This is a genomic window from Acinetobacter sp. AOR34_HL, assembly GCF_027854795.1.
Taxonomy (GTDB): Bacteria; Pseudomonadota; Gammaproteobacteria; order Pseudomonadales; family Moraxellaceae; genus Acinetobacter; species Acinetobacter junii.
In genome coordinates, this window is the sequence record NZ_JAKTID010000039.1 from 21,945 (window position 1) to 42,698 (window position 20,754).

Here is a 20,754-nt window from a genome sequence, read left to right on the forward strand (position 1 = left end):
TTATATTTCACTTTTCACACACATATTGGCAATTAAAAAACTTGACTATTTTAGTCGGAATTCATAAAATTTAGACATCTAGTCTAACCATGTGTACCGAATCATGCGTCTTACAACTCGCGGTCGTTACGCAGTGACTGCTCTACTTGATTTAGCTTTGCAGCCAACTGAACAAACGATCACGCTTGCGGAAATAGCAGCACGCCAATCCATCTCTGTCGCTTATCTCGAACAATTATTCGCAAAGCTTAAGCGCCATGGGTTAGTTTCAAGCGTTCGTGGTGCAAATGGCGGATATCATCTTGCGCGTATTGCAAGTGAGATCACAGTGCTAGAAATCATCGAAGCTGTAAATGAAACTGTTGATGCGACTCGTTGCGACCATAAAGGAAACTGCCAAAATGGTGCAATGTGTTTAACGCATGACTTATGGCAAGAACTCTCCCACCATATTGCCGATTATCTCGCCAAAATCACACTTGCAGATTTAATTGCACGCGACAATGTACAAACTGTCGCTCTGCGCCAAAACTCTACAAGCTTTGACTCAGCTCTTTTATCGGTTACAGGTATTTGACATGAAACGTCCAATTTATCTTGATTACGCAGCAACCACTCCTGTCCTTCCTGAAGTTGCAGAACGTATGATGGAATGCTTAACCTTCGAAGGGACTTTTGGTAATCCTGCATCTCGCTCGCATGCTTATGGTTGGCAAGCCGAAGAAAAAGTTGAATACGCGCGTGAACAAGTCGCTAATCTTATCAAAGCTGATCCACGTGAAATTGTGTGGACTTCTGGTGCGACTGAATCTGATAACTTAGCACTCAAAGGTATCGCTCAGTTTTATGGTTCAAAAGGCAAGCACATTATTACAAGTAAAATTGAACATAAAGCTGTTTTAGACCCATGTCGTGAGCTTGAAGAAGAAGGCTTTGAAATCACCTATCTCGAGCCAGAACCACGTACAGGTCTAATTACACCTGAAATGGTAAAAGCTGCTTTACGTCCAGATACGATCCTTGTTTCACTTATGATGGTGAATAATGAGATTGGTACAATTACTGACGTTGCTGCAATCGGTGAATTAACACGTGCGAATAAAACATTCTTCCACGTAGATGCCGCTCAAGCTGCTGGAAAAGTAGATATCGATCTTTCAACTATGAAAATCGATTTAATGAGTTTCTCTGGTCATAAAATTTATGGTCCTAAAGGTATCGGTGCATTATATGTTCGTCGTAATCCACGCGTTCGCTTAAAAGCGCAAATGCATGGTGGTGGTCATGAACGTGGTATGCGCTCTGGTACTTTACCAACACATCAAATCGTTGGTTTAGGTGAAGCGTTCGAAATTGCTGGTAAAACCATGCATGCTGAACAAGAACGTCTACGCCAATTACGCGACAAACTTTGGAATGGCTTACAAGACTTAGAACAAGTTTTCTTAAATGGCCACCCTACTCAAAACGTTGCAAATTATTTAAATGTCAGCTTCAACTTTGTTGAAGGTGAATCTTTAATGATGGCATTGAAAGATGCAGCCGTTTCAAGTGGTTCTGCATGTACTTCTGCAACACTTGAACCATCATATGTATTACGTGCTCTAGGTTTATCTGATGAATTGGCACATAGTTCAATTCGCTTTAGCTTTGGTAAGTACACCACTGAAGCTGATATCGATCACGTATTGACAATTACCAAAGCTGCTGTTGAGAAACTTCGTGAACTTTCTCCGCTTTGGGATATGTACAAAGAAGGTATCGACCTTTCAACAGTTGAATGGGCTGAACACTAATTCATTGAACTTGAATTGAAAAACGTGTTTTAACCCTCATATTAATATTAGGCTGACCCCGAGGTTTGGAGAAGCAAAATGGCTTATAGTGAAAAGGTAATTGATCATTACGAAAATCCTCGTAATGTGGGTGTTTTGGATAAAAATGCTGAAAACGTTGGCACAGGCATGGTCGGTGCACCAGCTTGTGGTGATGTAATGCGCTTACAAATCCAAGTCGATGATAATGGCGTAATTGAAGAAGCTCGCTTCAAAACTTATGGTTGCGGTTCTGCAATCGCATCAAGCTCCCTTGTAACTGAATGGTTAAAAGGTAAAACTCTTGATGAAGCTCAAGCAATCAAAAACATTGATATTGCAACAGAGCTTGCCCTTCCACCAGTAAAAGTACACTGCTCTGTATTGGCTGAAGATGCGATTAAAGCTGCGATTGAAGATTATCGTGGCAAAAAAGCGAAAGCTTAATAGTTTAACGACGTAACACATTGGAGTTTTCATGATCCATTTAACTGAAAATGCTGCGACTCACATCAGCAATTACCTACAGAATCGTGGTAAGGGTGAAGGCATTCGTGTTGGTGTGAAAACTTCGGGTTGCTCTGGATTAGCTTATGTACTTGAGTTTGTTGACGATGTTGACACACATGATCAAGTATTTGAGCAGTTCGGTGTTAAAGTTTTTGTGGATCCTAAAAGCTTAGTTTATCTCGAAGGTTTAGAGATGGACTATGTTAAAAATGGTCTCAATGAAGGCTTTGAGTTCAACAACCCAAATCAAAAAGGTGAATGTGGCTGTGGTGAATCATTTACAGTCTAAAACTACATCACCCTCTTTTTTATTCATTAAAACAGTGTGTTCCGCACTGTTTTAATGTATTTATCAATAGCGGAATTCATCTCCCATGAATCATTTTGAGTTGTTCCAATTACCCGAAGCACTCGATATAGATTTGGCAGCTTTAAAAAAACAGTTTTTGAATTTGCAACAGCAATATCATCCAGATAAAGCTGCTGACAAAGATCAGGCGTTAATTAAGTCAAGTGAAATCAATCAAGCGTTTAAAGTACTTTCACAAGTTGATAGTCGTGCTGCATATTTACTTGCTTTAAAAAAGCAAGATCACCATCTTGATCAATCCATCAATGATTTTGAATTTCTACAATCAGCACTTGAGATGCGCGAGCAACTTGATGAGGCTAGATCAACAGATCAATTACGTACATTAAAAGTAGACGTTCAACAATGGATTGATGGATTAGTCCGCGAATTCAAAATTGATTATGCTGACGAAGATTGGGCTGAAGCTCGTGATACGGTACGTAAATTACGCTTTTTCCAACGCGTAATGAGCGATATTGATAAAGCCGAAGATCGCATGTTAGACGAAGAAGATAGCTTCGACTTAGATGATGATTTTTAGTCTGCCGTTACCAATTATTTTCAAGGGATACCTCACGCATGGCACTTTTGCAAATTGCTGAACCTGGTCAATCTACTGCGCCGCACGAACATCGAATTGCGATCGGTATAGACTTAGGAACAACCCACTCTTTAGTGGCGACAGTGCTATCGGGAAAACCGAAAGTTCTACAAGACGATAAAGACCGAGTTTTACTCCCTTCTATCGTTCATTATGCAAAGGATACAACTACATTCGGCTATGAAGCTAAGCCGTACATGTTGACTGATCCTAAAAATACAATTGTTTCTGTTAAGCGTTTCATGGGACGTTCTCAAGCAGATATTAAATTCCAACATCCTTATGTGCTTGTTGGTGCTGAAAATGAAATGCCAGCATTTGAAACTGCTGCAGGTCGAAAAACACCTGTTGAGATTTCCGCTGAGATTTTAAAAGAATTAAAAGAACGTGCTGAGGCAAGCTTAAAAAATCCAGTTAATGGTGCAGTTATTACCGTTCCTGCATATTTTGATGAAGCACAACGTCAAGCGACTCGTGATGCTGCTCAATTAGCTGGTTTAAATGTATTGCGCTTACTCAATGAACCAACAGCTGCTGCTGTAGCTTATGGTTTAGATCAGGATACCAATCTCAGTACAGATCGTAATTATGTAATTTATGATCTAGGTGGTGGTACGTTTGACGTATCTATCTTGCGCTTCTCACAAGGTGTGTTTGAAGTATTAGCCACAGGTGGTCATACTGCATTAGGTGGTGATGACCTCGACCGCTTAATCGTGAAATGGGCAAAAAAACAGCTTCGCATTGAAACTCTAAGTGATGAAGAATACGCAGTTTTTGTCGTTGCTGCACGCCAAGCTAAAGAACAACTCACTGATTATGAATCTGCTGAATTAAAATTATTCGATGATCGTCTAGTTTTGGATCGTCCAACATTTGAATCAATCATTCAGGTCGCACTCGATAAAACAATCAGTGTATGCAAACGCGTATTACGCGATGCAAAACTTGAATTAGATGAAATTGAACATGTTGTTTTAGTTGGTGGTTCTACTCGTTCTTATGCAGTACAAAAAGCAGTTCGCGATATATTTAAACGTGAACCTTTATGTACAATTAATCCAGATGAAGTAGTTGCAATTGGTGCATCAATCACAGCAAATCAGCTCATCGGTAACAGCCAAGATGGCTCTTTATTGCTTGATGTTACTCCACTCTCATTAGGTTTAGAAACTATGGGCGGTCTGGTAGAGCGTTTGATTTCGCGCAATACAGCAATTCCTGTAGCTCGCCGTCAAGAATTCACGACTTATCAAGATGGACAAACTGCCATGCTGATTCATGTCGTACAAGGTGAACGAGATTTAGTTGAACATTGTCGTTCACTAGGTCGCTTTGTTTTGCATGGCATTCCACCGATGACAGCTGGTCAAGCGCGTATTGAAGTTACATTCCAAGTTGATGCTGATGGTTTACTAACAGTATCTGCAAAAGAAACAACTTCTGGTGTTCAAGCACAAATTGATATCAAACCTTCTTATGGTTTATCAGCTGCAGATACGGAACGTCTATTAATTGAAGGTTTCCAGCATGCTGAAGAAGATAAACAACTTCGCCATTTGCAAGAAACAAAAGTTGAAGCAGAACGTGAATTAGAAGCTCTAGAACAAGCTTTAAAAGCTGATAAAGATTTACTTTCTCAGCAACAAGCTCGTGATTTAATTCTTGCTGCTGAAGCACTTAAAGCTCGCTTGAAAACCAATGAGTTAGAAGCAATTGAAAATGCTGTTCAACAACTTAAAACTCACAGCGATGCGTTTGCAGCACTTCGTATGAATCGACATATTGACCATGCCTTAAAGGGTACAAAACTCGAAGATTGGTCAAACTCAAACTAAAGGTATAGGTGATCAATATGCCACGTATTAAAGTTCTCCCTCATGCTCAATTCTGTCCTGAAGGTGCAGAATTCGAAGTGGAAAAAAATGCAAATTTATGCCAAAGCTTACTTAAGCAAGGCATCAAAATTGAACATGCATGCGATATGTCATGCGCATGTACCACATGTCACGTCATTGTCCGTAAAGGTTTTGACAGTCTCGAAGAAATGAATGACGTGGAAGCCGATTTACTTGACCGTGCATGGGGTTTGGAGCCAGACTCTCGCCTTTCGTGTCAAGTTGAAATTGTTGATGAAGATTTAGAAATTGAAATTCCTAAATACACAATCAACCATGCTTCAGAAAATCACTAAATTTTCAAAAATTAGTGACATAAAAAAACTCCTCTAAATGAGGAGTTTTTTTATGTGGTAGAGTTTTGCATACAGAAGAAAAAAAATAATCTATTGCTTAACCTCATCATCGAGATTTAAACGTGGAATGCCTTGTGCATTGGTAATTTTTTGCTGTGTTTTGATTCTCTGAATCATTTTCTCTAGAATTTCTACCAGCTCAGGGTATTCATAATTTTGTACTTCTTCAAAATTCAGCACCAAATGAAAACCCTTATATTCAAAATCAAACCATTTTTGTGTATCTGATTTTTTGCCTGTGAATTTCTCCATGACTTGCCATGTTTTCACAGGACCTTGAATCCCTTTCAAATAGATCGGCACTTTAGGAACACACAGAAATTCATTTTTAATTAACTGATGTGTATCATCTGCAATCAAAATTTCATCAACTTCAGCAGCTGATTGCAAACGGGCTGCCAGATTTACATCACGACCTACAATCGTATATGCCATACGATGTGAAGCACCATAATTTCCAACGTGACAATATCCCGTACTTATTCCCATGCGAATATGTAATGCTGGATAACCCATTTTTTTCCAGCGTTCGCGTAGCAATTTCATCTGTTGGCGCATTGCGATAGCCATTTCAACACAAGACTTCGCATCTTGTTCTACGCCTTGAGAGTTTGGATCACCAAAGAAAATCAGGATCGCATCACCCATAAACTTATCGACGGTTGCTTCATACTGTTTTGCAATTTCCGTCATATGACTTAAATAATCATTTAATAAGAAGGCTAAATCATCTGGAATTAAGCTTTCAGAAAGCTCTGTAAAACCTTGAATATCAGAGAAGAAGATCGTTAATTTTTTACGTTTATATTCAATTTTAGCTTCAGCCTCGCCACGCATAATCGACTGCCACAACTGTAATGGAGCATAACGACTTAGTTGATTTGCAAAGGCAATATAACGAGTCATCTGATTATGATAATGCTGACGTTGCTGACCTAGAATATTCAAACGACGATGTTGATAGTAGTTACCAATCACAATGAACATCATCAATCCAAGTAAACTCACCACTGTAAGTTCAGGATTAGTCGGTTCAAAATATTCTTCCGCACCAAATATAAAAAATGTTGAAAAATAAAAGGTCAGCACACCAATCAAAATAATTAATGATGCTACTGGCAAAGTAATTTTATTGTTTAAACCTACATAAAGTAGTGCAAATAGGATTGTAAATGTAGGTACTAGGCTTAAATGTAATCCAGCTAAAACAATGGCAACGATAACAGCTTCTATGCCAAATAAAACGTTCTTCTCTGTATCACGATCAAATTTGTATTGAAGCCATTTTTCAAGCTTAGGAGACAGTAAAAAGAAAACTAATAAAATTGGAAGAATATAGAGTTGGTGATTAGCGCTAGAAGAAGTAAAAGTATAAATAACCAAAATTAATGACAAAATCGAATATCCCATCAAACGATGGAAATAAGCGAACTGTCTAGGTTCTTTATCGATTAACCTATCTAGTGGCACCCTCTACTCCTTCCTTATCTAAGAAGACCTACAATCCTCTTGACTAAATCAGTCCATGCGCCAATCAAATGGCATATCACCCTGACCACGTAATGCAAGCATAAGGGTTTGACGCATATGAGCAAGAACATCGCTGCTGTATGGTACAGCTGGAGTACCCCAAACTGGTTTAGGCCACGCAACATCATTTTGATAACGTACAACATGATGAAAATGAAGCTGTGGTACAACATTACCAAGTGCCGCTACATTCATCTTGTCAGCACGGAATACGCGAGAAAGCTGACTAGACAACCAACTCGATTCACGTAAAAATTGTTCCTGATCAGCTTGACTGAGTTCATATAACTCAGTGATTCCAGGAACACGTGGTATAAGAATTAGCCAAGGAAATTGCATATCATTCATTAAACGACATGTTGAAAGCGGAAAGTCGCCTACAAAAAATGTATCTTGAGCAAGTTGTGGATGCAAACTAAACATATCTTTATAAATGATGCAAAATAATAATGGTCAATACTATCACATCAGTTGTGATGTGAATATTATTAGTAACCTGTTTGATTACAAATAACAATGATTTTCCTCAGTTATTGATGCATCATCCGACCAAAAAATGATTCTGTATCGAATGATACTTCTCCCCTCAAATCTGATTTTCTAATTAGCCATTCAACTCACTTAATAACTTGTTCAACAAGGTCACAATAAACTGGATACGCTCTTCATATTCTGACAAATGAACTGTCAATTTCAATCGCTGACCACCCTCCATACGATAGTGAGTTGGATTCTTCTGCATCAACTGAATGATACTGATTGCTTGTACAGGTGTATCAGGAGAAAACTCGATATACCCACCGTTTGTATTCACATCGACTTTTGTAATTCCAAGTTGTTCCGCTTTAAGGCGCACTTGATGAACGCTGAACAACTGTTTAACTGCTTGAGGTGGAATACCAAAACGGTCAATCAACTCCATTCGGATATTATCCAGTTTCTCTTGTGTGTCTGTATTACTAATACGCTTGTAGAACAATAAGCGTTGATGAACATCGCCCAAATAATCATCTGGAATCAATGCTGGCATATGTAAGTTAATTTCAGCGGTAAGTGAAAGCGGAGCATCGAAATTAGGAGTTTTACCTTTTTGAATCGCCTTGGTTGCCTTTTCAAGCATCTCCATATACAAGCTGTAGCCAATTGCTTGCATTGAACCACTTTGCTGCTCACCTAAGAGCTCACCAGCACCGCGAATCTCTAAATCTTCTGTCGCCAGCATAAAACCAGCACCAAGTGTTGAAGCTCTTTGAATTGCATCTAAACGTTTTTCGGCATCACCTTTCAAATGTTTGAGTGATGGTACGAGCAAATAAGCATAGGCTTGGTGATGTGAACGCCCAACACGACCGCGAAGTTGATGCAACTGGGCCAAACCTAGTTTATCGGCACGTTCTATAATGATTGTATTGGCATTCGGTACATCAATACCCGTTTCTATAATCGTAGAGCAAACCAGTACGTTGTATTCTTTGTGGTAGAACTGCTGCATGACTTGTTCAAGTTCACGCTCACGCATTTGTCCATGAGCAACTGCTACACGAGCTTCTGGAACCAAGGTTCGAATACTTTCTGCAGCTCGTTCTATTGTATCGACTTCATTATGTAAGAAGTAGACTTGTCCACCACGCAATAATTCACGCAGAATTGCCTCTTTCACAGAGTCATCCGTATGCTCTTGAACAAAAGTTTTTACGGCTAAACGGCGTGCTGGTGGCGTCGCAATAATAGATAAATCACGCATTCCAGAGAATGCCATATTCAAGGTACGAGGAATTGGGGTTGCTGTGAGCGTAAGCATATCCACATCGGCACGAAGTGCTTTGATACGCTCTTTATCACGCACACCAAAACGATGTTCTTCATCGACGATCATTAAACCTAAATTTTTAAACTGTACATTTTCTTGCAGAATTTTATGGGTTCCGACCACGATATCAACTTTGCCATCAGCCAAATCTTCAATGATTTTTAGATGCGTTTTGTTGCTTCCGAAACGTGATAAAACTTCGATACGAACTGCTGTATCCGCAAAGCGATCTTTGAATGACTCATAATGTTGTTGCGCAAGTAAGGTCGTCGGTACCAAAACTGCAACTTGTTTATTGTTTTGTACTGCTACAAAGGCTGCTCGCATCGCAACTTCAGTTTTTCCAAAACCAACATCACCACAAACCAAACGATCCATAGGTTTCGCAAGTTGCATGTCATGAAGAGTTGATTCAATCGCATTGGCTTGGTCTAGTGTCTCCTCATAAGCGAAGCCACTTGCGAATTGCATATATGCCGTGTGATCTAGCTCAAATGCAAAACCTGGTTTTGATTGTCGACGAGCTTGTATATGCAATAACTCAGCCGCTACATCATGAATTTGCTCTAAGGCTTTGCGCTTAGCTTTACTCCATGTATCTGTACCCAACTTGTGCAAAGGTGCAAGATCAGGATCTCCACCACTATAGCGACTGATCAAATGTAAATTGGTGACAGGAACATAGACCTTAGCCCCATCAGCATAATCAAGTTGTAAAAACTCATGATCTTGCTGATCAATCTCTAAAGTGACTAATCCAGCATAACGTCCAACACCATGATCAATATGTACGACAGGCGCACCTATACTCAGTTCGGTTAAACTCCGAATTAAAAACTCTTCGGAAACTTCTTGCTGACGTTTTCGTCTACGTTGAACAACTCTGTGTTCGTAAAGTTGATTTTCAGATATAACTGATAATTGATCTGTGAGAAGTAAACCACGGTCTAAAGGAGCACTGGTAATCGCAACTTTTAGCTTATCCTTTTGGAATTGAGCAAAGCTATCGACTGTTTGAATTTCTCCTAAAACTGAGCGCAGCGCATCTTTTAAAGTTTCGCGTCGTCCTGCACTTTCAGCGACTAAAAGCACAGGAAATTTAATTTGATCGATATAATTTTTAACAGCTTGAAAAGGCTGCTCTTTTTTAGGATCTACAGCGAGTTTTGGAGGTTGCTCTGCTGATAAATTTAGAACACCAGCTTTCTCGTCGAAAGTATCTGCCGAAGCAAGAATTCTTGGAAATTGATTTAATGCCTGCAAAACATGATTAGGCATTAAAAATAGATCTTCAGGAGGTAGGATCGGTTGATCAATATTGTGTCGACGATCTTCGTAACGACGAACGACTTCCTTCCAAAAACTAATTAATTCATCTTCAACTTCATTATTTGTAATGACAACGCAATTCTTTGGTAAGTATGTCATTAACATACTTTGCGCTTCCATTAACTTTTTATCAAAAAATAAAGGAAAATAAAACTCTAACCCCGGTGTTGCTATACCTTCGAGTACATCTTGATAGATAGGATTTTTCTTGGGATTTGCGGTAGGAAAACTTTCCGCATAGCGATCTCGGAATGTTGATCTACCTTCTTTGAGAGGGAACTCTTTGGCAGGTAATACAGTAAAATTCTTTAATGATTCAGTTGTTCTTTGCGTTTCAGGATCGAAAAACTTCAGGCTTTCAATTTCATCATCAAATAAGTCGATACGAATAGGTTGATCTTGTCCAGATGCATATATGTCCATAATACTGCCACGAACTGCAAACTCACCATGATCATAAACAGTATCAACTAAGCGATAACCAGCTTGGACTAATTGTTTTTTCTGTGCTTCTAAATCAAGTTTTTGACCAACTTTAATATCAAAATGCTCACCAACAACCCATGAGTAAGGTGCAACACGTTGAGCCAAAGTACTAGCAGAAATTAATAAAATCCCCTTTTGTGGCATATTAGATAAAATAGCCAAACGCTCGGAGACGATATCTTGGTGCGGAGATAAGCGATCATATGGCAAAATTTCCCAGTCAGGAAAGATTGTTGGTTTTATGCCATAAAATTCAAGCTCACTTTCAAGCTGTGCAAGATGTTGATTATTTCGTGCAACAATTACATATAAATTAGAATTCTGAGTGGCAATTTCTTTGAATAGTAGTGCAGCAGATGACCCAAGAAGCGAACCAATCCAGCGTTTTTCGCCAGCTTTGAATTGTTGTAAGTTTAATTGAGAGATTTCTTGTTGAAACATAGAGAAAATCGTGCAATTTAAAGGACAAGTGGCTTAGTTTAGCATGATGTTTTTTAGATAAATAAGAAATTCTATATTTGATAATTATCATTGAATTTCACTTAGGCTATTTTTGAAGATTAATAAAAAGATCGCATTTTGATAGTTCAATTTTAAAATCTAAATTTATAATCCAAGCTTTATGCTCACTAAATTGAATCTCTTTGCATAAAAAAAGCACTCTTCAACTCACTCAGAAAAGTGCTTTTTATAAACTCATTTACTTTTAAGAAGCAAATTTTGCATTTGGAAAGAAACGGTTTTCAATCGTGTCATAGCACCATTGGAAAATAAATGTATAAACCAGAATACACATGGTCAAAGCAAAATCTAGAATCAATGCTTCGATAAATGACATATTCATCATATAAGCAATAATTGGAATAGTTGCGAGCATCAAACCGCCCTCAAACCCAATAGCATGCATAATACGAACAGGTATCGTTCTTTCCCACTGATATTTAAACTCAATTTTCTCGAAATAGTGATTAAATATCATATTCCAGATCACTGAAATAACAGCCATGATCACACCTAAAACACCTGTGATCTCAAGTGGCATACTAAAAATAAAACTTAACGCGATAGCGATGATGACCAATAAAATCACTTCATAACTGATCGCATGAATGAGCCTTCTTTTGGAAATCAACATTTTTAAAACACTCTTTTGTTTGGATATGGCTCATTTTATTTTTATAATTTTGATCAATCCAATCAGATTCTTTCAGTTTTATTGACAGATGAATATAAATCAAGAACAACTACTCATGTTCCAAACCGTCATGGAAACAGGTTCATTTTCAGCAGCAGCACGAAAGTTAGGTAAAGTCCCATCTGCGATAAGCATGTCGATTGCAAACTTAGAAATTGATTTAAACCTCAATTTATTTGACCGTATCGGACGAGAACCTATTCCTACTGATGCAGCAAAAATGCTGTATGAAAAAACTCATTTGCTTTTGATTGAAATGAATCAATGGAAACAGCATGCTCACGAGTTGAGTAATGGTCTGGAATCCACATTAAATATTGTCGTGGTATCAGAACTATTGCACACCAATTGGACAGATTACATCACATTGCTCGAACAAAACTTTCCGAGTTTAGCAATCAATATTGTCTCTGCCCCACAGGAAGATGCCCTGCAAATGCTACTTGATCAAACCGCCCAGTTAGCACTGATGTTTGAACGGGAGCATTTAGATAGTCGGGAACAGTTTGTTGAATTAAAAAGAGAGGCTTTGGTTCCTGTTATTGCAAAACATCATCCTCTTGCTCAACTCAAACAAGTGTCATTTGAGCAAATGGTGCAAACCCGTCAGATTGTGGTGGCGAGTCGAGACCATACCATCAAGCCTGAACTGTTATTTTCCAAAGATTACTGGCGCACCGATAACCATCATTCCGCCTGCATGATGATTGTGCGAAATCTTGGCTGGGGAGTATTGCCTCTTGAAATGTTTAATGAAAATCCAGAATTGAAGAAAAAGTTAAAAATCATGGAACTTTATGATTTTACGCCAAAGTTTGAATATTATGTAGACTTGGTCTGGAGCCGTGAAAGTGATCTGGGTGCAGCAGCACGTTTCTTAATTGAACATGTTCGCCAAAAACGTCAGCTTGACCACAAATAATCAAAAGCGAATAGATAAATCTTAATCTGTAATGAAAGCAGGGCTTTGCTTTCACGGAGATTATGCTATAACAGAAGTTACCAATAATATTGTTTAGCAAGAAACCTATAGCAATGACTGAATCTGCATTACATCAATTAAAAAAATTAACCACTGTGGTTGCTGATAGTAGCGATCTGGAAGCGATTGAAAAATTCCGCCCTTTGGACGCGACTACCAATCCATCTCTGATCACGGCTGCTGCTGAACAACCAGAAAGTAAAGAACTGATTGAAGATGCCTATGCACAGGCAAAACAAGAAGGTTATCAAAGTGATGAACTGATTGAACGCACCATTGATATTTTAACTGTGAAATTTGGTGTTGAAATTTTAAAGCTGATTGATGGCCGTGTATCAACTGAGGTAGATGCCTCACTGTCTTATGATACCGAAGCGACGATTGCCAAGGCACGTGAACTCTCCAAGCTTTATCAGGGCTATGGCATTGAACAGTCACGCATCCTGATCAAGATTGCGTCAACATGGGAAGGCATTCAAGCAGCTAAAGTTTTAGAGGCTGAAGGGATTCCATGTAACCTAACATTATTGTTTGGTTTGCATCAGGCACAAGCTTGCGCAGATGCCAAAGTCACGCTGATTTCCCCATTTGTAGGTCGTATTCTGGATTGGTATAAAAAAGCTGAGGGTGTTGATCAATATCCTATTGAAAAAGACCCTGGAGTGCTGTCGGTTAAGAAAATCTATAACTACTACAAACAACACGGCATTCCAACACAGGTCATGGGTGCAAGCTTCCGCAGCACAGCGCAAGTTTTAGGCTTGGCAGGTTGTGATTTATTGACCATTGCGCCAAATTTATTGGCGCAACTGGAACAGGATCAGCAAACGGTTACAGCTCAACTCAGTACCGAAGCAGCACAACAGGCAGAAAAAATTGAACGTCCTGCCCAAAGCAAAGAAAGCTTTAAGGCAGAACTTGAACACGACTTGATGGCTTTCCAGTTACTGCAAAGCGGTATTGATGGCTTTATCAAGGCGCGTGACCAGCTCAGTTTATTACTGCGCCAATCTTTTGGTATTGATGCTGAAATCAAGCCTTAATTAGTCGATTTTTCAACTATAAAAAACCGATTTTTGTTACTATAGCAAGAATCGGTTTTTTAATGAGTTGATTGTGTTTGGTATCACAGATTTAACCGCTTACATCATTGGTACAGTGTTGATCATCTTATTACCTGGCCCCAACTCGTTATATGTAATGTCGGTTGCCTCACGTTATGGGATCCGAACAGGTTTTTGGGGTGCATTAGGCGTATTAACAGGTGATTCTATTTTAATCCTGCTGACTATTTTTGGAGCAGCATCCCTGTTACAAGCTTTTCCAATTTTATTTGTGATTTTAAAAATAATCGGGGGTGCCTACTTAGCCTATTTAGGTTTTAAATTATTACAGGGCGCTTATCAAACATGGAACACACCACAACAGCATGCTGAACTGCCTGATTTACCTCAATTAGATCAAGTTCATCCTTACCGTACAGCATTGAGTATCAGCTTGCTTAATCCCAAAGCCATCCTATTTTTTCTGTCTTTCTTTGTGCAGTTCGTCAAGCCAGACTATGCCTATCCTGCATTAAGTTTTTTAATTCTGGCGATTATTCTGCAATTGATTAGCTTTAGTTATTTAACCGCCTTGATCTTTTCTGGTATTAAATTGGCAGCTTTCTTTAAACATAACCTTAAACTGGCAGCAAGTGGTATTTGTCTGGTCGGTATCCTGTTTTTTGGTTTCGGTCTTAAACTCGCAAGCTCAACGCTGGCTTAATGCTACTTTTGATCGAATGATCAATTTATCCAATCATTTTAGAACTACGATTTAGCGGATATTAACGATATACTTTTCAACAAATTTTAATCAACTATAGATGCATAGATGCAACGCCTTATTCAAGATTTTTCCATTCCTGCGGTATTTGCTGGTTTTATCACCTTTTTAATCGGGATTAGCGTTTCTGCGGTCTTGGTGATCCAAGGCGCACAATCTTTAGGGGCAAATACAGCACAAATCAGCTCTTGGTTTTGGGCACTGGGTTTGGCAATTGGTCTATCAGGCTTAATCCTGTCATGGAAATATAAATATCCCGTTGCAACAGCATGGTCGACCCCTGGGATTGCGTTGATTATCGCTTCTACAGGACATTACGATTTATATGAGGCTATAGGTGCTTTCCTTGTCTGTGGGGTTGCAATCGCACTAGTTGGATTCTCAGGTATTTTCCAAAAGTTATTAGCACATATTCCTCAAAGTCTAACTTGTGCCATGTTGGCAGGAATTTTATTAAAATTTGGAATTCAGATATTTAGTAGCTTAGAAACTCACCTTGGTTTCATTCTTAGCATGCTCATTATTTATCTGGTTTCAAAACGCTTATTTCCTCGATATAGCATCGTATTTACCGTAATCTTAGGTGCAGCAATTTGCCCACTGTTTATTGATTTTAAACTTCAAGCAATTTCTTGGTCACTCACTCAACCGATTTGGATGCAGCCGTCATTTTCTTGGTCCGCAATTCTTGGTTTAGCATTACCCTTGTTTGTAATTAATATGACCTCACAAAACTTGCCTGGGATTGCGATGATCAAGAGTTATGGCTATCAACCGCATGTCAATCAACTGGTCGGCTGGACGGGTGTTGCCCATACCATCTTTGCCCCGTTTGGCTGTTTTTCGATAAATTTGGCTGCGATTAGTGCGGCTGTCAGTCTGGATGATCAAGTTCACCCTGACCCCGCCAAACGTTACATTGCTGGCATCAGTTGCGGCGTTTTCTATATTTTGATGGGACTGTTTGCAGCAACGCTGGTTAGCCTGCTAATGTCATTTCCACAAATCTTTATTGTGGCGTTGGCTGGAATTGCCCTGTTTGCAACCATTAGCCATAACGTTGCACTTGCTTTTGCCGATGTCGAAGAACGTGAAGCCGCCTTGCTGACTTTTTTATGTAGCGCTTCTGGTGTGCAGTTCTGGGGGATTGGTTCTGCTTTTTGGGGATTGATCTTAGGTATTTTTGTTTTAATCTTATTCAAGTTTAAACTCAAAAATAAGCCTTAGTATCCTAAGGCTTATTTAAGAATATAATTGGCTAACCGTTATTTTTCATCCAAATCTTTCTGCGCCTCTTCATCATTTAAAATGCGTCCAGCCTGTTTAGGTCGAATTAATGGTGCAGTTGGACGTGGATGTGCATTGGTATATTGCAGACCCACACCTGCATAAACGTCATCCGCAGCGATTTCTGTTTCAAAACGCTCATCATCACGCTCACGAATTTCATCGGTGATGCGCTGAACCTCATCTTCATCGACACCCAGTTCTTGCAAAATCACGCCGCCAAACTTGATTGCAGATTCAAAGGTTTCACGAATCATATAATCCACTTTTTGCTTGACTAAATAAAGTGAGTGTTCGCGGTCATAGGAACGTACCAGCAGCTTGGCCAGTGGAAATTCGTGCGTCACCAGCTTCACAATTCGATTGGTGGTTTCTTTACTATCGACACACACCACGATTGCCTGCGCCGTAGCAGCCCCTGAAGCATGCAGAATATCCAGACGGCAACCATCACCATAATAGATTTTAAAACCGAATTTTTCCGCGTTTTGAATCATGTCAATGTCATTATCAATAATGGTGACATCAACGCCTCTTGCCAGTAATAATTGACTGGTCACCTGTCCAAAACGGCCAAAACCAATCATTAGAATACTGCCACTCAAGCCTTCAGCAATATTGACATTGTCTAAATTGATCTGATCTTTGGTTTCGGTAAAACGTTTAAACACAATGCCTAAGATTGGAGTCAATACCATAGACAGTACAATAATTGCTGTTAGATTCGACTTAACGGTATTATCAATGACTTGAGCGGAGACAGCAGTAGAAAACAGAGCAAAGGCAAACTCACCACCTTGAGCCATCAATAAAGCACGATCCAAAGCTTCCGTATGCCTACTTTTGGTCAGGCGAGCAACAATATAGATCATCAGTGCCTTGGCAAACATCATCGCCAACACACCACTTAGAATAAGCTGCCAGTTTTGGGCAACCACGGACAAGTCAAGCGACATCCCGACCCCGAGGAAAAACAGGCCCAGTAACAGCCCTCGGAATGGTTCAATATCCGCCTCGATTTGATGCCTGAATGTTGATTCAGATAACAACACACCTGCAAGAAAAGCACCCATCGCCATAGACAAACCACTGACTTGCATCAGCAATGCAGCACCCAGCACAACCAGCAGCGCTGCTGCGGTCATGACTTCCCGCGCCTTTGCAGCCGCCAGCAATCTAAACAGAGGATTCAGCAACCAGTAACCTGCTGCAATCAAACCTGCAATTGCAATTAAACCAATACCAATATTTTCTAAACGCGCCGAGGTACTTTCAACCACATGGTTGGGCGCCATAAATGCTACGATAGCCAATAAAGGTACAATCAATAAATCTTCAAACAATAAAATGGCAACAATCTTCTGGCCCTGTGGCTGGGCAATATCACCCCGATCTCCCAGTGACTGCATCACAATTGCTGTTGAAGTGAGTACAAAACCAGCCGCCCCAATAAAAGCCACCTGCCATGTGAAGCCAAATAATAGCCCCACACCTGTTAATGCGGTCGCACAGACTACTATCTGCAATGTCCCCAGGCCAAAGATTTCGCGTCTGAGTCCCCATAAATGTGAAGGCTGCATTTCTAGACCAATCACAAACAGGTACATGACAATCCCTAATTCTGCAATATGTAAAATTGATGTGGAGTCGTGGAAAAAAGCAAAGCCAAATGGTCCAATGATCAAGCCTGCAATTAAGTAACCCAATACCGACCCCAAACCTATTCGTTTAAAAATAGGGACTGCAATCACAGCCGCGGCCAATAAAACCACGGGTGCAATTAAGCTAATTGAATGTGCCTCTGAACTCATGTTGTTCTCATTTTTATCAATGCGATTTTATTCTATGTGAAAGCTTAAAAGACTGATATATCATTTATGAGACATAACCTATCAATTCATTTATTTTCATGCGGATAGAAACAAAAAAGCCGTCAACCATGACGACTTTTTTGTGTTCATCTTGAAAATCTAAAGTTATAGCTCACGCACCACTACGCTTTTTGCGATTTTGTCATGCCAACCTTGTTTTTTGCTATCGAATGCAATCCAGATAAAACCTAGAAAGAAAACCAGCGTAGATGGGAAATAACCGATATAACGAAGAATGGCTTGCCCAACCGTCAGGTTTTCACCTGTTTTTTCATCCAGTACCTTTAAACGTAATAACCGTTTTCCAGGTGTACCTGCAAATTTAACCCAACAAAAAATATAGAACACTGCCATCAAAATTTGCCAAAACCAATCTGATGCTGTAGTCATTTGAAATGAATAGCTCGTTGCTTCCCTACCAAATAAAAGCGTAATTGGTAGCAAAGCAACAACGACAATGATTGAGTCGATAATGGAAGCAACTAAACGAATCCAAAAACCAGCATATTCGTATTTATAAGACATTTACCCCTCTCCTTTTTCTTTGTAAATATTCATAAACATTGAAGAATAATAAACTTCTCTTAATTTTATTTATATTGAATTTTGTTTTAGTTCTCTTTCAAAGAAATCTAAGGTTCGCTGCCAAACGACTTTCGCCTCGGGTAAACCTCGACTCACACTGCGGAAACCATGCGGCATATTATAAGTATAAGCTTCTACACGATCACCTAACTGATTAATGAGTTTGTTACGTTTCGTTGCTGGGCAAAATGGGTCTACAGTTGACCAATGACCTTGTAGAATTCGGATATCATCTAAGGATTCTTTTTTCGGTACACCTGCACCCTGAATGCCCAAAGAATGATGATAAACCACAGGTGCAAGCATATCCTCACGTTTTGCCATTTGGATAACGTAACCACCTGTTAAGCATTGACCAAGCATACCAAGTCGACCATTTGAGCGTGGGTCAGCCTTTAATGCATCAAGTAATACATGAATCTCTTGATTAACATCACTATCAGCGGCATTGATCCGCCCAGCCTTACTGACCATTGCACGAATACAGTATTTAACTGCACCTCCACTAAATAAATTGGGTACATAAACCAAATAGCCGCGGTCTGCTAAATCTTGAGCATCTTCACGATAGACATCAAGTACGCCAAACAACTCATGTAGCAATAAAATAGCAGGTACTTTTTCTGATTTTTCAGCAGGTGCATAAACTTCTACTTCTATGTCACGTGTGGGTAATGTGATTGTTTTTATTTCCATGTTAATGATCCATCTTGTTTTAAAATTAATCACATACTATTTATGACAATATTAATTGTCAAATAAAAAAAGATGCTATAAACATCCTTTCTATGAGATTTCCAATTTCTGTTTTTCAATCATTTAAATGATGCTTAACACTCTATCGAATTTACAGCTAAACCTCCTTTCGAGGTTTCTTTATATTTATCGGACATGTCTTTGCCTGTCTCTTTCATGGTTTGAATGACTTTATCCAAAGAAACATAATGCTCACCATCACCATTGAGCGCCATCTGTGCTGCGTTAATGGCTTTTACAGCAGCAATAGCATTACGCTCAATACATGGAATTTGTACTAAGCCACCCACAGGATCACAAGTCAGTCCTAGATTATGTTCTAATCCAATTTCGGCAGCATGTTCAACTTGTTCAGGTGTTCCATTTAGAATTTCAGCTAAACCAGCTGAGGCCATTGCACATGCTGAACCGACCTCACCCTGACAGCCAACCTCAGCACCAGAAATAGAAGCATTCAATTTACATAAAATCCCAACGGCTGCGGCACTTAAAAAGAATTTTACAATCGTATCCTCAGATTCATCTTCGGAAAAATTCACGTAATAAGATAAAACTGCGGGGATAATGCCAGCCGCACCATTGGTCGGTGCAGTCACGACTCGACCACCTGCTGCATTTTCCTCATTTACTGCAAGTGCAAATAAATTCACCCATTCCATTGCATTAAAAGTGGTCGCGATCAGATTGCTATGTTCTTTTCTTAATAACCGTTGGTGAATACTTTTCGCGCGACGTTTTACATTTAATCCACCTGCCAAAATGCCATCATGCTGTAAACCACTTTGAATACAAGATTGCATCACATGCCAAATTGCCATGATTTTTTCACGTATCTCAGTTTCAGTTCGCCAGCTTTTTTCATTTTCTAGCATCAAATAACTAATGCTGCACTGATACTTTTTGCAAAGTGCTAAAAGTTCCTTTGCGCTTTGAAATGGATAAGGAATCCGAGTTTTATCTTCAATAAAACTTCCTTGGTCTATATGACTCTCATCTAAGATAAAACCGCCCCCTATCGAATAATAAGTATTGGCATAGACTTCATTGTTTTGCTGATCAAATGCAATAATTTTCATTGCATTCGGGTGATAAGGCAAAGCTTCATCTATAAAGAGGATATCTTGATTTGCATCAAATGGAATGGAGTGAGTCCCTGCAATTTTTAAAATTTTAGAGTTTAAATCGTGTTCAAGAGTTAAATGACTTTCTAGAATATTGATTGTTTCAGGATCATTACCCATTAGCCCCAGTAAAGTTGCTTTGTCTGTAGCATGACCGATTCCTGTTGAAGATAATGAACCGTATAAGTAAATTTTAATCTGTTTGACCTTTTCTAAATCACGGCGTTGTTGCAATACCTCGACAAAACGATATGCTGCTCGCATCGGTGCGACAGTATGTGAACTTGAAGGACCTACACCGATTTTAAAAAGATCAAATACACTCAAAGCCATGTGTGATTATTCCTATAATGCTCCCATTTCTATTTTTTATAATTTTTTAATTGAGGGAAATTCTATAAATGATAAAAAACAATAACCACAACCGTAAACGATTGTGGTTAA

19 protein-coding genes are annotated in these 20,754 nt (G+C 39.3%); 11 read left to right on the top strand and 8 right to left on the bottom strand.

From position 1 onward, the window contains the following. Window positions 1-103 precede the first annotated feature (103 nt). From MKL32_RS06385 to fdx, 7 genes are all read left to right on the top strand, one after another. A complete protein-coding gene (locus tag MKL32_RS06385) occupies window positions 104-577 on the top strand; it encodes an Rrf2 family transcriptional regulator (RefSeq protein WP_004912027.1) in 474 nt (157 codons plus the stop codon). A gap of 1 nt (window position 578) precedes the next feature. Next, a complete protein-coding gene (locus tag MKL32_RS06390; RefSeq protein WP_004954960.1) occupies window positions 579-1,796 on the top strand; it encodes an IscS subfamily cysteine desulfurase in 1,218 nt (405 codons plus the stop codon). Between the two features lie 78 nt (window positions 1,797-1,874). After that, window positions 1,875-2,261 carry a Fe-S cluster assembly scaffold IscU gene (gene iscU / locus MKL32_RS06395; RefSeq protein ID WP_004639432.1) on the top strand — a complete coding sequence of 129 codons (387 nt, stop codon included), beginning with the start codon at window positions 1,875-1,877 and terminating at the stop codon, window positions 2,259-2,261. A 31-nt stretch (window positions 2,262-2,292) separates the two neighbouring features. Further along, the gene (gene iscA / locus MKL32_RS06400) at window positions 2,293-2,613 is read left to right on the top strand and encodes an iron-sulfur cluster assembly protein IscA (RefSeq protein WP_004912036.1); all 321 of its coding nucleotides are present in this window, start codon (window positions 2,293-2,295) and stop codon (window positions 2,611-2,613) included. Window positions 2,614-2,698: 85 nt separating this feature from the next. Then, window positions 2,699-3,217: a Fe-S protein assembly co-chaperone HscB gene (gene hscB, locus MKL32_RS06405; RefSeq protein ID WP_270900316.1), complete on the top strand. Its 519-nt coding sequence runs from the start codon at window positions 2,699-2,701 to the stop codon at window positions 3,215-3,217. Between the two features lie 38 nt (window positions 3,218-3,255). After that, the gene (gene hscA, locus MKL32_RS06410) at window positions 3,256-5,115 is read left to right on the top strand and encodes a Fe-S protein assembly chaperone HscA (protein WP_270900317.1); all 1,860 of its coding nucleotides are present in this window, start codon (window positions 3,256-3,258) and stop codon (window positions 5,113-5,115) included. A gap of 17 nt (window positions 5,116-5,132) precedes the next feature. Continuing rightward, a complete protein-coding gene (fdx, locus tag MKL32_RS06415) occupies window positions 5,133-5,471 on the top strand; it encodes an ISC system 2Fe-2S type ferredoxin (protein ID WP_004912046.1) in 339 nt (112 codons plus the stop codon). A 90-nt stretch (window positions 5,472-5,561) separates the two neighbouring features. Here fdx and MKL32_RS06420 read toward each other — a convergent pair whose 3' ends face one another. The 4 genes from MKL32_RS06420 to aceI all read right to left on the bottom strand — a co-directional run bounded on the left by MKL32_RS06420 (window position 5,562) and on the right by aceI (window position 11,821). Further along, window positions 5,562-7,001 (bottom strand): adenylate/guanylate cyclase domain-containing protein, encoded by a 1,440-nt coding sequence (locus MKL32_RS06420; RefSeq protein WP_004954970.1) that lies wholly within the window; start codon window positions 6,999-7,001, stop codon window positions 5,562-5,564. 48 nt (window positions 7,002-7,049) lie between these two features. Further along, a complete protein-coding gene (locus tag MKL32_RS06425; RefSeq protein ID WP_004912054.1) occupies window positions 7,050-7,484 on the bottom strand; it encodes an HIT domain-containing protein in 435 nt (144 codons plus the stop codon). A 181-nt stretch (window positions 7,485-7,665) separates the two neighbouring features. Continuing rightward, complete coding sequence (gene mfd / locus MKL32_RS06430; RefSeq protein ID WP_004912056.1) at window positions 7,666-11,127, bottom strand: transcription-repair coupling factor; 3,462 nt, start codon at window positions 11,125-11,127, stop codon at window positions 7,666-7,668. Between the two features lie 265 nt (window positions 11,128-11,392). After that, complete coding sequence (gene aceI / locus MKL32_RS06435) at window positions 11,393-11,821, bottom strand: chlorhexidine efflux PACE transporter AceI (protein ID WP_126132152.1); 429 nt, start codon at window positions 11,819-11,821, stop codon at window positions 11,393-11,395. An 88-nt stretch (window positions 11,822-11,909) separates the two neighbouring features. Here aceI and MKL32_RS06440 point away from each other — a divergent pair, with 88 nt between their 5' ends. From MKL32_RS06440 to MKL32_RS06455, 4 genes are all read left to right on the top strand, one after another. Further along, window positions 11,910-12,803 carry a LysR family transcriptional regulator gene (locus MKL32_RS06440; RefSeq protein ID WP_126132151.1) on the top strand — a complete coding sequence of 298 codons (894 nt, stop codon included), beginning with the start codon at window positions 11,910-11,912 and terminating at the stop codon, window positions 12,801-12,803. A 113-nt stretch (window positions 12,804-12,916) separates the two neighbouring features. Beyond that, window positions 12,917-13,906, top strand: a complete 990-nt coding sequence (gene tal, locus MKL32_RS06445; protein ID WP_004962779.1) for a transaldolase — start codon at window positions 12,917-12,919, stop codon at window positions 13,904-13,906. Window positions 13,907-13,979: 73 nt separating this feature from the next. Then, the gene (gene leuE / locus MKL32_RS06450; protein WP_004962781.1) at window positions 13,980-14,630 is read left to right on the top strand and encodes a leucine efflux protein LeuE; all 651 of its coding nucleotides are present in this window, start codon (window positions 13,980-13,982) and stop codon (window positions 14,628-14,630) included. A gap of 108 nt (window positions 14,631-14,738) precedes the next feature. Further along, window positions 14,739-15,917: a benzoate/H(+) symporter BenE family transporter gene (locus tag MKL32_RS06455; RefSeq protein WP_126132150.1), complete on the top strand. Its 1,179-nt coding sequence runs from the start codon at window positions 14,739-14,741 to the stop codon at window positions 15,915-15,917. A gap of 38 nt (window positions 15,918-15,955) precedes the next feature. On the opposite strand, the gene MKL32_RS06460 is transcribed toward MKL32_RS06455, so the two are convergent. From MKL32_RS06460 to MKL32_RS06475, 4 genes are all read right to left on the bottom strand, one after another. After that, window positions 15,956-17,788 carry a monovalent cation:proton antiporter-2 (CPA2) family protein gene (locus tag MKL32_RS06460; RefSeq protein WP_005402395.1) on the bottom strand — a complete coding sequence of 611 codons (1,833 nt, stop codon included), beginning with the start codon at window positions 17,786-17,788 and terminating at the stop codon, window positions 15,956-15,958. A gap of 165 nt (window positions 17,789-17,953) precedes the next feature. Then, window positions 17,954-18,373 carry an RDD family protein gene (locus MKL32_RS06465; protein WP_004912070.1) on the bottom strand — a complete coding sequence of 140 codons (420 nt, stop codon included), beginning with the start codon at window positions 18,371-18,373 and terminating at the stop codon, window positions 17,954-17,956. Window positions 18,374-18,442: 69 nt separating this feature from the next. After that, complete coding sequence (locus tag MKL32_RS06470; protein WP_004912073.1) at window positions 18,443-19,129, bottom strand: dienelactone hydrolase family protein; 687 nt, start codon at window positions 19,127-19,129, stop codon at window positions 18,443-18,445. A gap of 134 nt (window positions 19,130-19,263) precedes the next feature. Beyond that, window positions 19,264-20,643, bottom strand: a complete 1,380-nt coding sequence (locus MKL32_RS06475; RefSeq protein ID WP_125318537.1) for an L-serine ammonia-lyase — start codon at window positions 20,641-20,643, stop codon at window positions 19,264-19,266. Window positions 20,644-20,754 lie beyond the last annotated feature (111 nt).

Coding starts and splice junctions, on each gene's coding strand:
- MKL32_RS06385 (WP_004912027.1), top strand. CDS start 104: ATGCGTCTTACAACTCGCGGTCGTTACGCAGTGACTGCTCTACTTGAT.
- MKL32_RS06390 (WP_004954960.1), top strand. CDS start 579: ATGAAACGTCCAATTTATCTTGATTACGCAGCAACCACTCCTGTCCTT.
- iscU (WP_004639432.1), top strand. CDS start 1,875: ATGGCTTATAGTGAAAAGGTAATTGATCATTACGAAAATCCTCGTAAT.
- iscA (WP_004912036.1), top strand. CDS start 2,293: ATGATCCATTTAACTGAAAATGCTGCGACTCACATCAGCAATTACCTA.
- hscB (WP_270900316.1), top strand. CDS start 2,699: ATGAATCATTTTGAGTTGTTCCAATTACCCGAAGCACTCGATATAGAT.
- hscA (WP_270900317.1), top strand. CDS start 3,256: ATGGCACTTTTGCAAATTGCTGAACCTGGTCAATCTACTGCGCCGCAC.
- fdx (WP_004912046.1), top strand. CDS start 5,133: ATGCCACGTATTAAAGTTCTCCCTCATGCTCAATTCTGTCCTGAAGGT.
- MKL32_RS06425 (WP_004912054.1), bottom strand. CDS start 7,484: ATGTTTAGTTTGCATCCACAACTTGCTCAAGATACATTTTTTGTAGGC.
- mfd (WP_004912056.1), bottom strand. CDS start 11,127: ATGTTTCAACAAGAAATCTCTCAATTAAACTTACAACAATTCAAAGCT.
- aceI (WP_126132152.1), bottom strand. CDS start 11,821: ATGTTGATTTCCAAAAGAAGGCTCATTCATGCGATCAGTTATGAAGTG.
- MKL32_RS06440 (WP_126132151.1), top strand. CDS start 11,910: ATGAATATAAATCAAGAACAACTACTCATGTTCCAAACCGTCATGGAA.
- tal (WP_004962779.1), top strand. CDS start 12,917: ATGACTGAATCTGCATTACATCAATTAAAAAAATTAACCACTGTGGTT.
- MKL32_RS06455 (WP_126132150.1), top strand. CDS start 14,739: ATGCAACGCCTTATTCAAGATTTTTCCATTCCTGCGGTATTTGCTGGT.
- MKL32_RS06460 (WP_005402395.1), bottom strand. CDS start 17,788: ATGAGTTCAGAGGCACATTCAATTAGCTTAATTGCACCCGTGGTTTTA.
- MKL32_RS06465 (WP_004912070.1), bottom strand. CDS start 18,373: ATGTCTTATAAATACGAATATGCTGGTTTTTGGATTCGTTTAGTTGCT.
- MKL32_RS06470 (WP_004912073.1), bottom strand. CDS start 19,129: ATGGAAATAAAAACAATCACATTACCCACACGTGACATAGAAGTAGAA.
- MKL32_RS06475 (WP_125318537.1), bottom strand. CDS start 20,643: ATGGCTTTGAGTGTATTTGATCTTTTTAAAATCGGTGTAGGTCCTTCA.